This window comes from Archangium sp. (assembly GCF_036277355.1).
GTDB lineage: Bacteria > Myxococcota > Myxococcia > Myxococcales > Myxococcaceae > Archangium.
The window spans coordinates 1-15842 of the sequence record NZ_DASUNC010000115.1 but is presented as its reverse complement, the minus strand read 5'-3'; the positions used below and the strand labels follow the sequence as shown (position 1 = coordinate 15842).

Here is a 15842-nt window from a genome sequence, read left to right as displayed (position 1 = left end):
AGGACGAAGGCGGTGGTGTTGGAGATGGGCCGTCCGATGGGGATGGAGGAGGCCTGAGGCGCCACGGACTGGATGAGGTACCAGGTGGCGAAGGTGGTGGACTCGGTGGGGCCGTAGCCGTTGACGAGGCGAGCGGGAGGGGCAGCCTCGAGGACGCGGCGAACGGAGGTGACGTCAAGAGCCTCACCACCGACGAGGAGGTTGCGGAGGGAGGAGAAAGAGGCGGGAGAGAGGGATGCGATCTGGTTGAAGAGGGCGGTGGTGAGGACGAGGGTGGAGACGGAGTGCTCGCGGAGGGTGGCGCCGAACTCGAGCGGCGAGAGGAGCTGCTCACGAGAGAGGATGACGAGGCGAGCACCGGAGAGCAGCGCGCCCCAGACCTCGAAGGTAGCGGCGTCGAAGGCGGTGTTGGAGGCGTGAGCGACGCGGTCCTCGGGAGAGAAGCGGATGTAGTCCGAGGAGAGGATGAGACGCAGGACGCCGAGGTGGGGAACGGCGACACCCTTGGGGCGGCCCGTGGAGCCCGAGGTGTAGATGACGTAGGCGAGGTTGTCGGAGCCAGAGTCCGAGGGAGGAGCGTGGCGAGGCTGCTGGGAGAGGGACTCGGACTCGGAGTCCAGCAGGAGGAGGCGAGCCGAGTGAGAAGGCAGCCGGGCCTGGAGGGACTTCAGGGAGAGGAGGACGCGAGCGGAGGAGTCCTGGAGCATGAATGCCAGGCGCTCGGAGGGGTAGGAGATGTCGAGGGGCAGGTAGGCGCCGCCGGCCTTGAGGGTGGCGAGCATGGCGACCACCGTGTCGGTGGAGCGCTCGAGGAACAGGCCCACCATGGACTCGGTGGAGACACCCAGGGAGCGCAGGTGCCAGGCGAGTTGGTTGGAGCGCTCGTCCAGCTCCCGGTAGGTGAGGGACTGTGAGCCCTGCTGGAGGGCGATGGCATCGGGAGTGAGACGGGCCTGGGCCTCGAAGTGGGCGTGGATGGAGCTGTGGCGCGGGTAGTCCGTCCACGTCTGGTTCCACTCCACCAGCACCCGTTGGCGCTCGGCCTCGCTCAGCAGTGTCAGTTGCGTCAGCGGCTTCTCCGGAGACTCCACCACCTGCCGCGCCAGCACGGCCAGGTGCTCGGCCATGCGCGCCACGGTGGACGGCTCGAACAGCCTCGTCGCGTACTCGAAGGTGCAGTGCAGTCCGTCACTCCGCTCCAGCACCTCGAGCGTCAGATCGAACTTCGTCGTATCCGGATCGATCTTCACCCCGCTCAGCCTCAAGGAGGCCATGTCGGCCTGCGGCGGGGGCACGTTGACGACGTTGAGCAGCACCTGGAAGACGGGGGTGCGGCTCATGTCTCTGCGCACCTGGAGCGCGTCCACCAGACGCTCGAAGGGAAGCTCCTGGTGGGCCAGGGTCTCCAGCGACGCCCGCCGCACGCGCGTCAACAACCGCCGGAAGGACGGAGCCCCGTCCAACGAGGCGCGCACCGCGAGCGTGTTGACGAAGCAGCCGATGAGGCCTTCCGTGCCCGGATGGTGACGGCCGGCCGTGGGCAGACCCACGGCGAAGTCCTCCTGGCCGCTGTAACGGCTCAGCAGCGTCTGGAAGAGCGCCATGAGCACCATGAAGGACGTGGCGCCTTCACGCCGCCCCAGTGCCAGCAGTGGCTCGGAGAGCTCCCGAGGCAGCACGAAGGGGAACAGGGCTCCCTCGTGGGACTGTGCGGCCGGACGGGGCTTGTCCGTGGGCAGCTCCAGCGGCGGAACGCCCGCGAGCCGCTGCTTCCACCAGGCGACCTCCGACTCCAGCACCCCGCCCTCGATCCACTTGCGCTGCCACACGGCGAAGTCCGCGTACTGCAGCGCCATGGGCGGCAGCGGCGAGGGCTGACCGGCGCAGAAGGCGGTGTAGAGCGCCACCATCTCCCTGGCCAGCACCATCGAGGACCAGGCATCCGAGACGATGTGGTGGAAGACCAGGTTGAGCAGGTGCTCCTCGGGCTCCACCCGCACGAGCAGCGCGCGCAGCACCGGGCCCTTCTCCAGATCGAAGGGCAGCAGCAGGTGCTCGCGGCACAGGCGGAGGGCCTCGGTCTCCCGCTCCTCGAACGTCGGGGCGCTCGGCTCCACCAGGGGAATGGACAGCGCACTGTCCGGGTGGATGAGCTGGATGGCGCCCTGCTCGGTGAGCGTGTAGGTGGTGCGGAGCACCTCGTGGCGGTGCACCACTTCCTGCAACGCGGCCTGGAGGGCGGCCACGTCCAACGGGCCGCTCAGGCGGTACGTGACACCGTTGTTGTACGTCGCGCTCGTCGGCTCGAACTGCTGCAGGTACCACAGCCGCTGCTGGGCGAAGGAGAGTGGCAGGGGCTCGTTCCTCGGCGCGCGAGGAATGGGCGGAGGCGTGGAGGTTCCTGCCGGGGTGGCGGCCGTCACGACGGCGGCGGCGGGGCGCTTCGCGCGGGCCGCGGGAGCACTCATGGGCTCCAGGCTCCCGTCCGTCCGCATGCGCACGTAACGGCCAGTGCGGTAGAGGCGCTCGGAGGCGCTCAGCGGATGGGGCACCCAGCGCTGGTGGTCCTCACGCGAGGCGCGCCACAGGTCCTGCGGTAGACCGGCGCCGTACAGCGCCAGCTCGCCCACGACTCCGGCCGGTACCGGCTGGTGGGCCTCGTCCAGCACCCAGCGCTGCACTTCCGCGGGCAGCTCCTCCTCCGGCGCGCGCGGCACCAGCGAGCCGTCCGCCACCACACTCCGCCTCAGCACTGGCACCCCGGCGGCTTCCCGCAGCGCCCGGGCGAGCTCCGCGGAGCTCTCCTCCAGCACCAGGGCCTTCAGCGGCGCCAGGGCCTGCCGCGCATCGGGCAGCTCCGCCAGCGAGCGGGCCAGCCGCGCCGAGGTGTGCATCAGCACCTCGCCCGAGCTCCGCGCCAGTTCCACCAGGGAGTCCACGCCCTGACGGCTTTCCACCAACACCTGCTCCTGGCGTCCGGCGGCGAGCTCCTCGCTGCGCTGGCGCACCTCCGCCAGCTTGCGCAACCCCTCCAGTACGATCTGGTTGTCCAGGCCGAAGTCGATGAGGCACGCCACCTCGTCCACGTCCGCCTGGCGCACCACCTCCATGCGCTTCACGCCGCTGTCCACCGAGCCGATGAGGCCCGCGTGGTAGGCGTAGTGCTCGAAGCCGCGCTCCAGGATGGCCTGCACGTCGGCCTCGGGCACCTTGGCGATGTCGCCCTTGAAGCCCTGCAGGGCCGCCAGCGATGCGACGATGTCCACCGAGCCGCGGAAATAGCCCAGCAGCGGCTTGTGCACCGTCTCCAGCACCTCGCGGTCATCGTCGCCGATGAAGGTGTGGAGCATGACGGTGATGTGGCCGCGGCCCGGGTGGCCGTTGCGGCGCCAGGCGTCGCGGTACAGGCCCACCTTGGCCTTCAGCTCCTCGAAGCTGTGGGCCAGCATGCCCGTGAGCACTCCAGCTCCCAGCTCGCCGGCCATCCGGAACGTCTCCGGGTTGGAGGTGGCCGTGAGCCAGATGGGCAGCTCGCGCTGCACGGGCAGCGGGCGCAGGCCCACTTCCACGTCCACGCCACCACCGCCCTTGCGCTTGAGCTTCTCGCCGCGCCAGACGGCCCGCAGCGTGCGCAGGTTCTCCAGGAGGATGTCGCGCCGGTTCTCGTAGTGGTGGGGCGCGTAGGAGAAGTCCTGGACGTGCCAGCCGGTGGCGACCGAGACGCCGACGCGGCCCTGGGAGAGGTTGTCGGCCACGGACCACTGCTCGGCGACCAGGAGCGGGTCATGCAGCGGCAGCACCACGCTGCCGGCTCGCAGGCTCAGGTGGCGCGTCACCGTGGCGACGGCGCAGGCGAGGAGGGCGGGCTGGGGGTAGATGCCGCCGAAGGCATGGAAGTGGCGTTCGGGTGTCCACACCGCGGAGAAGCCGTTGGCATCCGCGAACTTCGCCCCCTCCAGCAGCAGCTCGTACTTGGCGCCGCGCATGGAGTCCTCGTCATTGGCGAAGAACATGAGGCTCAAGTCGACAGCGCGCGAGCGGATGTTCTCGCCGCGCAGGTGCAACAGGCTCGCGGACACCTCCTGGGAGGGGAACAGCACGCGCAGGCCGCGAGAGAGGGCCCACAACCCTTCCAGCTCCGGGCGCTCCACCGCGTTCTCGGCGGCGGCGAGCCAGGTGCTGCCTTCGGACGGCTTCAGCCGCGCATCCAGGGTCTCGAAGAGGTGGAGCAAGCCCCTCTGGGTGAGGACCCAGGCGGGTTGCGAGGCCCCGGCGGGCAGGAGCCAGGCCGGATCCTCCGGACGTACGGAGTCCTTCGCCCCGGCCGAGGCCGAGGCGTTCTCCCGCGTCTCCTCCAGGGCCTCCACGTGCAGCACGCGCGAGGGCTCCAGGCGCTGGGCGGTGACGAGGCCGCGCCAGGTGAGCAGCACGGGGGCGCTGGCGCCTTCGGGGGCGTAGTGGGGCAGGCTTCCGAGCTCGGAGGGCGCCAGGGTGACGACGGAGGCACCGGCCTCCAACACGCCCCAGAGAGCCATCAGCTTCTCGGGCGAGGGCTCGAGGCAGACGACGACGGGTTCACCGCGCTTCACGCCCAGGGCGTGCAGGCGGGCCGCCAGACCGCGGGCCCTGGCCATCAGCTCACCCAGGGTCCAGGTCTGTCCTTCCCGCGCGATGGCCACGGCCTGGGGAGTGCTGGCCGCGCGCCGGGCCAGCAGCTCGGGCACGGTGGGCGAGGTGGGCGCGGACCGGGGCTGGAGCCACTGCGTCCGCTCCTCGCCGGTGAGCAGGGGCAGCCGGGAGATCCGCTCGTCTGGCCGGGCCATGCCCGCGGTGAGCAGTACCCGCAGGTGCTCGAGGAAGCGGCGCGCGGTGGAAGCGTCGAAGAGCTCGGTGGCGTACTCCAGGGCGCCGTGCAGCTGGCCGGGCACCTCGCGGACCACCAGGGAGAGGTCGGCCAGCGTGGTGCCCCACTGCACGGGAGTGTCCGGCACCTCGACGAAGCTGGCGCGCAGGCCGGGCAACTGCTGCGCGTCGACGGCCGCGTTGCTGTGCAGCACGAAGACGCTGTCCGTCATGCGGCCGCGGCCGATGTCGTGCTGCGGGAAGAGCTCCTCGACGAGCTGCTCGAAGGGGACATCCGGGTGGTTCTGCGCGCCCAGCAGCACCTCGCGCACGCGGCCGAGCAGCTCGCGGAAGGTGGGGTCACCGCTCAGGTCCGTGCGCAGGGCCACCGAGTGGGCCACGTAGCCGATGAGCGGCTGCAGCTCGGGCTGGGTGCGGTTGGCGATGGGGGTGCCGACGACGATGTCCGTCTGCCCGCTGTAGCGGTGCAGCAGGGCCTGCCAGGCGGCCAGCAGGATGACGTACGAGGTGAAGCCCTCGCGCCGGCCGAAGGCCACCAGCTCGTTGGCGAGCGCGGGAGGGAAGTCCACGGACATGCGCTCCGAGGTGAGCGGGCAGGTGGCGGGACGGGGCCTGTCGGTGGGCAGGTTGAGCCGGCGCGGCATGCCGGCGAGCTGCTGGCGCCACCACTGTTGCTGCTCGGCCAGCAGGTTCTCGCTGACGCCGCGGCGCTGCCAGTGGCCGAAGTCCGCGTACTGCACGGGCATGGGCGGCAGCGGCGAGGGCTTCCCCTCGCGCATCGCCACGTAGAGCGCGGCCATCTCCTGGACGAAGATGCTGACGGAGAGCGTGTCGCTGACGATGTGGTGGATGGTGCACAGCAGGACGTGGACGTCCTCGCGCAGGCGCAGCAGGGTGGTGCGCAGCAAGGGACCCTTCACCAGATCAAAGGGCCGAGCGGCGTCCTCGCGAGCCAGGCGCAGGGCGTCGGCCTCGCGCTCCTCGGGAGTGCCATCGAGCACCAGCACCTCCAGGGGCACGTGCACCCGGGCGTGGAAGCGCTGCACGGGGCGGCCGTCGACGGTGTCATAGGTGGTGCGCAGCGTCTCATGGCGCTGGACGACCTCCTGGATGGCACGCTCGAGCATCCGCGCGTCCAGGGCGCCCTCCAGACGGAGGACGAAGGGGATGTTGTAGGCGGACAGGCCCGGGAGGAACTGCTCCAGGCGCCAGGTGCGCTCCTGCACGTAGGAGAGCTTCAGCTCGCCGTCGCGCGTCAGGGGCACCAGCTTGAGGGTCTTCTGTTGTGTCTGCTTCTGCTGCTGGGGAGCGGACTGCAGCAGGGCTTCGATGCGGGAGGCGATGCCGGCGACGGTGGGGCTGTCGAAGAGGTCGGCGAGGGGGAGGTCCACCCCGAAGGTCTCGCGCATCTGGGTGAGCATCTGCGCGGCCATGAGCGAGTTGCCGCCGAGCTCGAGGAAGCTGTCATCGCGGCCGACGTATTCCAGGCCCAGGCGAGCGCGCCAGAGGGCGGCCACGCGCTCCTCGATGTCACCGCGAGGCATGTCCTCGCGCCCAGCGGGGACCACCGCGGGCGCGGCCACGGGGGCCGTGGCGGGGGTAACGGAGACGGCCGGAGTGGAGGGCGTGACGGCGGTGATGGCGGGCGCGCTCGGGAGCGCCGTGGTGGGCACGGCGTCCATCCAGCACCGCTTCTCCTGGAAGGGGTAGGTGGGGAGCGAGAGGCGCAGGCGCCGCTCGCGGGCATAGAACGCCTTCCAGTCCACGGGCAGGCCCTGGGCCCAGGCGTCTCCCAGCGCCTGCAGCAACACGGCGTGCTCCGAGGCGGAGCTACCCTGGCGGCGCAGCGAGGGCAGTGCCTTCACCTTGCCGCTCTTGCCGTCCACGTTGGCGCGCACCAGGGCGGTCAGATCCTGCCCGGGGCCCACTTCCAGCAGCAGGCTACAACCCTCGCTCAGCAGGGCCTCCACGCCCGCGGCGAAGCGCACGGGCTGGCGCATCTGCCGGGCCCAATAGCCCGGGTCCATCACCTCTTCAGCCGTTGCCCAGGTGCCAGTGAGGCTGGAGACGAGCCGCCCCGTGGGGGCCGAGCGCCCCAGCGAGGCCACCACGTGCACCAGCTCGGGCATGAAGGGCTCGACGTCGGCGGAGTGGAAGGCATGGGCCGCCGGCAGCCGCAGCGTGCCCACGTCACGGCGCTTCAGTTCCTCGGCGAGATGTTCCACCTCGGAGATGGGGCCGGAGACGACGCAGCGGCCGGGAGCGTTGAGGGCGGCCAGGGACAGGCGGCCCGAGAGCAGCGGACGCACCTCTGACTCGGACAGGCCCACCGCGAGCATGGCGCCCGGAGCCATGCCCTGCATGAGCCGGCCGCGCGTCACGGCCAGCCGCAGCGCGTCCGCGAGCGAGAAGACGCCCGCGAGGCATGCGGCCACGTACTCGCCGTAGCTGTGGCCCAGCAGGGCGTGGGGCGTCACTCCCCAGCCCATCCACGTGCGGGCCAGCGAGTACTCCACGGTGAAGAGCGCGGGCAGGGCAACGCGGGGGTGGGTCAGCAGCTCCTTGGCGGCGGCTTCCTGGCCCTGCTCCGGCATCAGCAGCGTGCGCACCTCGTCGCGCAGCGGTGCCTCCAGCAGCCCGAGGCACGTGTCCACATGTACCCGGAAGTCGGGCTCGGCCTGGTACAGCTCGCGGCCCATGGCCACCTGCTGGGCACCCTGGCCGGGGAAGAGGAAGGCCACTCGCATGCGACGGCCCGCCTCCACGTCGTCCAACTCCACGGCCGCCCCGGGCTTGCGCAGGCGCTGCACCAGCTCGGCCGCGTCCTTGGCCACCACCGCCCGGCGGTGCTCGAAGCCCCTGCGGCCCAGCGCGTGCGTGTACGCCACGTCCGCCAGCGTCAGCCGCGGGTTGGCTTCCACGTGCGCCGCGAGCTGCGTACCCAGGGCGTCCAGCGCCGCGGGTGTGCGCGCCGACAGCAACACCACCTGATGGGGGCGGAGGCTCGGCTCGCTGTGCTGCTCGGGGGCCTCCTCGAGGATGGCGTGGGCGTTGGTGCCGCCAATGCCGAAGGAGCTGACGCCCGCGCGCCGAGGCACCGGGCCGCGCTTCCACTCCCGCAGGGCCGTGTTGACGAAGAAGGGTCCCGCGCCGAAGTCGATGGAGGGATTGGGCTGCTCGAAGTGCAGGCTGGGGGGAATCTCCTCATGGTGCAGCGCCAGCGCCGCTTTGATGAGGCCCACCAGGCCCGCCGCGGTGTCCAGGTGGCCAAGGTTCGTCTTCACCGAGCCGATGGGAATGGTGCCCTTGTGCCCGGCGCCCAGGCCATATGCGCGCTGCAGGGCGGCGATTTCCAGCGGATCACCCAGAGGCGTACCGGTGCCATGGGCCTCGACGTAGCCGATGTCCTCGGGCCGCAGGCGGGCATGCTCCAGGGCGCGTTGGATGACGGAGGACTGCCCCTGCACGCTGGGGGCGGTGTAGCCGGACTTGAAGCGGCCATCGTTGTTGATGGCCGAGCCCTTGATGACGGCGTAGATGGAGTCGCCATCGCGCTGGGCGTCGGACAGGCGCTTGAGCACCACGGCGGCCACACCGTTGCCGGCGACGGCGCCCTTGGCGCGGGCATCGAAGGCGCGGCAGTGCCCATCCGGTGAGAGGATCATCCCCTCCTGGTAGACGTAGCCCGTCTTCTGGGGGACGGAGAGGCGAGTGGCGCCGGCGATGGCGACGTCGGACTGGCGCTGTTGCAGGCTCTCACAGGCCATGTGCACGGCGACCAGGCCGGTGGAGCAGGCGGTGTACACCATGAGGCTCTCACCGGTGAGCCCCAGCTTGTAGGAGGCCTTGGTGGCCATGCCCTGGTGCGTGGCATTGGTGCCCGCCTCGAACAAGGCGGCGGGATCCAGGGCCACGTTCTTCTGCACCAGCTGCGCATAGCCGGAGTCGACGGCGCCCGCGTACAGAGAGATGAGGCCCGGGGTGCGCTCCGGATCCACACCGGCGTCCTCCAGCGCGCTCCAGGCGGTTTGCAGGAAGAGGCGCTGCTGGGGGTCCATCCACTGCGCTTCACGCAGGGAGATGTCGAAGAAGCCGTGATCGAACTTGTCGGCGCCCTCCAGCACGCCACCGGCGGGGACGAACTGGGGGTGCTGCCACTGGAACACGCCTTCGGGGAGGCCGGAGATCGGCTCCAGCTCCTCGGGAGAGAAGCGGGAGATGGACTCCACGCCCTGGCGCAGGTTCTGCCAGAGCTCCTCCACGCTGCTCGCGCCCGGGAAGCGGCCGGACATGCCGATGATGGCGATGTCCTCCGAGCCGGAGTGCTCGGTGGCCTTGGTCTCCTGTTGCTCTCGAGGCGCCGGAGCCGGGGCGCTCCCCGAGTCCATGCGCCGGGCCAGGTCGCTGATGGTGGGGTGCTCGAAGAGCCACGTCACCTGCACCTCGCGGCCCAGCTCCTCGCGCATCCGGGCCGCGACCTTGATGACCGACAGGGACGTGCCGCCGAGCTTCTCGAAGAAGTGGTCATCCACGCCCACGTTCTCGAGGCCCAGCTCCTGGGACCAGATGGAGACGAGCTGCCGCTCCAATTCGGTGGTGGGCTCCACGAAATGGCCGGTATGGCCGGAAGAGGAGACGTTGGGAGGAGGAAGGGCCTTGCGGTCCACCTTGGAGGTGGAGGTGAGGGGGAGCGCCTCGAGGCGCACGAGCGCCGAGGGCAGCATGAAGTCGGGCAGGCGCTGCTTGAGGAAGGAGCGCAGGGCCGAGGTGTCGAGCCGCGGGGAATCGCTGGTGACGTAGGCGACGAGGCGCTTGTCGCCAGGGGAGTCCTCGCGCACCACGGCCACGGCCTCGCGCACCTCGGGGTGGGCGAGGAGCGCGGCTTCCACCTCGGGCAACTCGATGCGGTAGCCGCGCAGCTTCACCTGGGCGTCGGCACGGCCGAGGAAGTCGAGGGTGCCATCCGCGCGCCAGCGAGCGAGGTCACCGGTGCGATAGAGGCGCTCACCGGGCTGGGAGGAGAAGGGATGGGGGACGAAGCGCTCGGCGGTGAGGTCCGGTCTGGAGGTGTAGCCGCGAGCCAGTCCTTCGCCGCCGATGAAGAGCTCGCCCGGGACACCCGGGGGCACGGGCTGGAAGGAGGCATCCAGCAGGTACACCTGGGTGTTGGCGATGGGCGCGCCGATGGAGACGGAGGCGCCCACCTGCTCGGGCAGGGTGAGCGGGAGGCACGAGGCGATGACGGTGCCTTCCGTGGGGCCGTAGCAGTTGGTGAGCGGGATGCGCAGTTGCTCGAGCGCGCGGCGGGCGTGAGGCACGGAGACGACGTCACCGCCGGTGAGCAACTGGTGCAGACCGCGCAGGCCCTCGAGCTTGTGGTCGACGGCCAGGGAGAGCAGGCCCGCGGACAGGTAGAGGGTGGAGACGTTGTGGCGGGAGAGGACCTGGGAGAGGAGCTCCAGATCGCTGGGAGGCTGGGGCGGGAAGACGACGAGGCGGCCGCCGAAGAGGAGGGTGCCCCACACCTCGAGCGTGGTGGCGTCGAAGGAGATGGGCGAGTGGTGGAGGAAGCTCGTCTCGGGCCCGAAGTTGGCGAAGCGCGCGCCGTGGAAGAGCCGGACGACGGAGCGGTGCTCGATGGCGACGCCCTTGGGCCTGCCGGTGGAGCCGGAGGTGAAGTTGACGTAGGCGAGGTTGCGCGAGGTGACGCCCGTCTCGGGCGCGGACGTGGGCAGGCCCTCCAGACTCAGCTCGTCCCAGACGAGGCAGGGGAGCGAGTCAGGGAGGGCAAGGGCGGAGCGCAGCGCCTGGGAGGTGAGGAGCAGCTTGGGCGGAGCGTCCTCCAACATGAAGGCGAGGCGCTGGGCGGGATAGGTGGCGTCGAGCGGGAGGTAGGCGCCGCCGGCCTTGAGAATGCCCAGGAGGGAGACGATGAGCTCCAGGGAGCGCTCGAGGCACAGGGCGACGAGGGAATCCGGTCCCACGCCGTGCGAGCGCAGCAGGTGGGCGAGTTGGTTGGAGCGAGAGTCCAGCTCACGCCAGGAGAGCTGCTGCTCGCCGAACTCGACGGCGATGGCGTCGGGGCGCAGGGACGCCTGCTGCTGGATGAGGTGGTGGATGCAGGCGTCGCGGGGGTAGTACCGCTGCGTCTGGTTCCAGTCGACGAGCACCTGCTGACGCTCGGCCTCGGAGAGCAGCGGCAGCTCGGAGAGAGGCGCCTCGGGGCGCGAGAGGGCGGCCTCCAGGAGGACCTGGAAGTGGTCCATCATGCGCGCGGCGGTGGAGTGCTCGAAGAGATCGGTGGCGTACTCGAGGACGCCGTGGAAGCCGTTCTCGGAGGGGGTGAAGACGAGGCTGGCGTCGAACTTGGCGACGTGGCTCTCCACCTCGAGGGGGCGCAGCTTCAGCCCCGGAAGCGCCATCTCGGGCATGGGCGCGTTCTGCAGGGCGAACATGACCTGGAAGAGCGGCGAGCGGCTCAGGTCACGCCGGGGCTGGAGCTCCTCGACGAGCTTCTCGAAGGGGACTTCCTGGTGCTCGAAGGCGCCGAGCGTGGTGTCGCGCACCTGGTGGAGCAGGGCGCGGAAGGAGGTGACGCCGGAGAGGCGGGCACGCAGGACGAGCGGGTTGACGAAGAAGCCGATGAGGCCTTCCAGCTCGCCGCGGTTGCGGCCGGCGATGGGCGAGCCCACGCAGATGTCGTCCTGCCCCGAGTAGCGCGAGAGCAGCAGCTGGAAGGCGGCCAGCAGCACCATGAAGGGCGTGGCGCCTTCCTTCTGGGCCAGGGCCTTGACGGACTCGGAGAGCGCCGTGGGCAGTGGCCGCGAGCACGTGGCCCCCTGGAAGGAGGGCCGGGGCGGGCGAGGCTTGTCGGTGGGCAGCTCCAGCACCTGCGAGGCGCCCGCGAGCTGCTTGCGCCAGTAGTCGAGCTGCTTGGACAGCACGTCGCCCCGCAGCCACTCGCGCTGCCAGGCGGCGAAGTCCACGTACTGCACCGCCAGCTCCATCAGCGGCGAGGGCCCGCCCTGCATGAAGGCCGCGTAGAGCATGCCCATCTCGCGCACCAACACGCCCATGGACCAGCCGTCCGAGACGACGTGGTGCATGGTCAGCAGCAGCACGCACTCCTGCTCCGCCAGGTTCAGCAGGCGGGCGCGCAGCAGGGGACCCCGCTCCAGGTCGAAGGGCTTGCGCGCCTCCTCCAGCGCCAACCGCCGCACCTCGGCGTCGTGCCGCGCGGCGGGCAGGGTCCGCAGGTCCACCGTCTCCAGGGCGAGCTCCGCCTGGGGCGCGATGACCTGCACCGGCTGGCCCTGCTCCAAGCACAGCGTGGTGCGCAGCGACTCGTGACGCCGCAGCAGCTCGTTGAAGCACCGCCCCAGCGTCGCCACGTCCAGCGCCCCGCTGAGCCGGATGGCCGTGGGGATGTTGTAGAAGGCGCTGCCCGGCTGGAGCTGATCCAGCAGCCACAGCCGCTGCTGGGCGAAGGACAGCGGATGCAGGTCCGTGTCACGCGGCCGCCGGGGGATGCCCGTCTTGACGTTGCCGGCCTGCTTCTGCCGAAGCTGACGCAGCAGCAGCTCCCGCTTCTCGGGAGGGAGCGATGCGAGGCGGTCGTAGACGTCACTCATGGGGAGGAGACCTTCTGGGTTGAATCGTCGGACCGGAAGTTGGAGAGGAGGTCCTGGCCCTCGCCCACGGCCAGGCAGGGCTGCAACCTCCGTGGGGGTGCAAAGGCGCCCGGAGCGTAGGTGCAACCGAATGTCTCCTACAAGACAGGGTAACCTGGTCGCTGGAATCAGGAGCAGGCAGGGGATTGGGCCCCTCTACACCCTGCTACGGGGGCGCGGCGGTGAGTTGACGCGCCTCTCGATGACAGCTGATGGCGCCTGGCCCCGGCGAATGGCCGTGAGGGCTCGGTTACGGCCGGGGTGCGGCACGACGCACGGCATCGAGCGCCTTGACGCCCGCGAACGCCGTCAGGGCGCCATGGGTGTTGGCGGTGGCCACGGCGAGGGCGCGGGTCCTGGCGTCATATAAGAGGGCCGCCGAGTACCCGGGACGCGTTCCCAGATGGCCTTCCACGTCGAGCCCCTGGACGTGGAAGAGGTGGATGCACAGGCCCTGTTCGTGCTCGACGCCGCCCGTGCGCTCCGGGTCGCCGTGCACGGCGTAGGTGCGCATCGCCTCCAGGGTTGCTGGGTGCTTGAACAGCGCGCCGCTGAACAGGGCGCGTCCGAACACGGCGAGCTCCTCGGCCGTGGAGCACATGCCGCCCGCGGCCCATCCGATGGAGGGGTGCCACGCGTGGCGGAGATCCTCCCATCCGTCCGTGCTCCGCTTCCAGGCGCCGACGAGTCCTTCCTCTCGGCTGAGCGGGCCCGTCCGGGACAACCCCAGCGGCTGGAGGATGCGTTGCGAGAGCGCCTCCTCCCACGTCCGTCCGGTGAGCGCCTCGATGAGGAGTCCGAGCACGATGCTGTTGGTGTTCGAATAGTGCCCTCGGGGGACGGGAGGCTCGTGCGCGACCAGTTCCACGAGTGCGCGGGGGGCCCACGGCGTGTCGAGGCCGCCCCGTTCCGGCAGCAGGGGGAGATAGTCGGGCAGGCCGCTGGTGTGGGCGAGGAGATCCCTGACGGTGATGGCCTCCCCTCCGTGGAGCCAGGGCAGCCACGGGTCCACCGTGCTGTCGAGTGACACCCTGTCCTCCTCGACGAGTTGCAGGATGAGGACCGCGGTGAACAGCTTGGTCAGACTGCCGATCCCGATGCGGGTCGTCGGGGTGTAGGGCGTGCCCGATGGATCCGAGGTGCCCTCGGCCACCTGGACGCGGCGGCCACCGTCGAGCTCGACGAGCAGCGCCATGCCCATCATCCGTTGCTCCCGAAGGGTGTCGTGGACGAGCTCCCCCAGGCGGGCCGGCAGCAGGTGCTCCCGTTTCCGGTTCGCGATGAGCTTCCGGAGTGATGACATGAAGTCCTGTGCCACCCGCTCGATGGTTGCGCGCTCGTGCAGGTGCTGGCTGTAGCTCCACGTCAGCTCCAACCGCCGCCCGAAGACGAGCCCGTTCACCTCCAGCAGGTGCGGGCGTGTCCCCCGTGCGTCGCGCACCGGTCCCGTCTCTTCCCATGTCGGGCGGAAGACCAGCTCCTTCGCGAGCGGTGGATCGAACTGTCCCAGGTAGTTGAACACCACCTCGGCCCGGGGCAGCGCCTTCATCCGCCGCACGGCCTCGTCTCCGCCCGAGTAGCGGAGCAGCCCGTAGCCCAGGCCCTTCATGGGCACCTGCCTCAGCCGCTCCTTCACCGCGCGCAGCCCCTCGCCCGCACCCTCCCTTCCGGCATCCAGCACCACCGGATACAGCGCCGTGAACCACCCGACCGTCCTCGACAGGTCCACCTCCTCGAAGAGCGCTTCGCGTCCGTGCCCTTCCAACTCCACCCGCACCCGCGCCTGTCCCGTCCACCGTCCCAGGGTTTCCGCCAGCGCGGCCAGCAGGACCTCGTCCAGCCTCGCCCCGTACGCCCCGGGTACCTCCTGCAGCAGCGCTCGGGTCTCCTCCTCCTCCAACCTCACCGACACCCGGTCCTCCGACGCCACCGTGTTGACGCCTCCGGCCTTGTCCACCGGCAGCCCGGCCACGGGCTCCCGTCCCTGTTCCTCCCAGTACCCGAGCTGCGCTTGCACCTGCGGCGTCTTCGCGTACGCCTCCAGCCGCTCCGCCCAGGCCTTGAAGGACGTCGTCTTCGTGCCCGGCGCCGCCGCCTCGCCTCGCTCGAGCTGTCCGTAGACCTTCTCCAGATCCTCGAACAGCGTCCGCCACGAGACTCCATCCACGCCCAGGTGGTGGATGACCAGCAGCAGCCTTCCCGTCCTCCCGGGTCCCCGGTGGAAGAGCGCCGCCTTCAGCAGGTGGCCCTCGGCCAGCTCGAAGCCGCCCTGCACTTCCTCCGCCACATTCGCCATGGCCTCCGCCTGCGCGCCGGGCTCGAGCCCGGAGAGGTCCACCGTCCGCAGCGGGCTCTTCCCGGTGGGGGCGGCGTTCTCCTGCCGCCAGTCCGCCCCGTCCCGTGTGAGGCGCAACCGGAGCGCGTCGTGGTGCTCCACCAGCACCCGCAGCGCCTTCTCCAGGAGCTCGGGTTTCAGCTCCTCGCGCACGTCCAGCATCACCGCCTGGTTGAAGTGATGGGCCTGGGGCTCCCAGCTCTCGAGGAACCATCTCTGGATGGGCGTCAGCGGCAGCTCGCCGCTCACCGGTTCCTGCGCTCCCACCTCGCACGCCCGCGTCACCAGCGGGACCAGCCCGGCGATGGTGGGCTTCTGGAAGATCTGCTCCGGCGTCAGGCTCAGCCCCATCTCCTGGAGCCGGGCGAGCACCAGGATGGTGGAGAGGGAGTTGCCGCCCAGTGAGAAGAAGTTGTCGTGGATGCCCACGTGCTCGATGGCGAGCACCTCCTTCCAGACATGGATGAGCGAGTGGTGGAGGTCCGTGAGGGCGCCGCCGGGGACGCGCGGCTCGGGCGCGGGGTGGTGGGCGCTGGCCTGGGGGGACTCCCGCCGTTGGAGGAGGGCTGCCTCGAGGACGATGGGCTCGCACAGCTGCTCGATGCGACGCTCGGGATGGGCGACGGCGTCTTCGAGCAGCCGGAGGAAGTGCCCGGCCATGCGCGAGACCGTGTCCGCCGCGAAGAGGTCGGTGCTGTACTCCAGCATCCCCGTGAAGCCCTCGCGCGTCTCGGTGAGATCCAGGAGCAGCTCGAACTTGGCTGTCTGGCTGGAGGACTCCAGGGGGCGCAGACGAAGCTCCGGGAGTGCCAGCTCGGGAAGTGGCGCGTTCTGCAGGGAGAACATGACCTGGAAGAGAGGGGAGCGGCCCGGGTCACGAGGGGGGTTGAGGGACTCGACGAGCTTGTCGAAGGGGACGTCCTGGTGGGCGTAGGCGGCGAGGGTGGAGTCACGCACCTGGTGGAGCAGGGCGA

2 protein-coding genes are annotated in these 15842 nt (G+C 70.5%); both read right to left on the bottom strand.

Annotated elements, in window-relative coordinates:
* A partial coding sequence (locus VFZ09_RS29325; protein WP_329731000.1) for a non-ribosomal peptide synthetase/type I polyketide synthase occupies nucleotides 1–12494 on the bottom strand: 12494 nt, incomplete at its 3' end.
* Nucleotides 12495–12783: 289 nt separating this feature from the next.
* On the bottom strand, nucleotides 12784–15842 hold a 3059-nt coding region (locus VFZ09_RS29320; protein ID WP_329730999.1), incomplete at its 5' end, for a condensation domain-containing protein.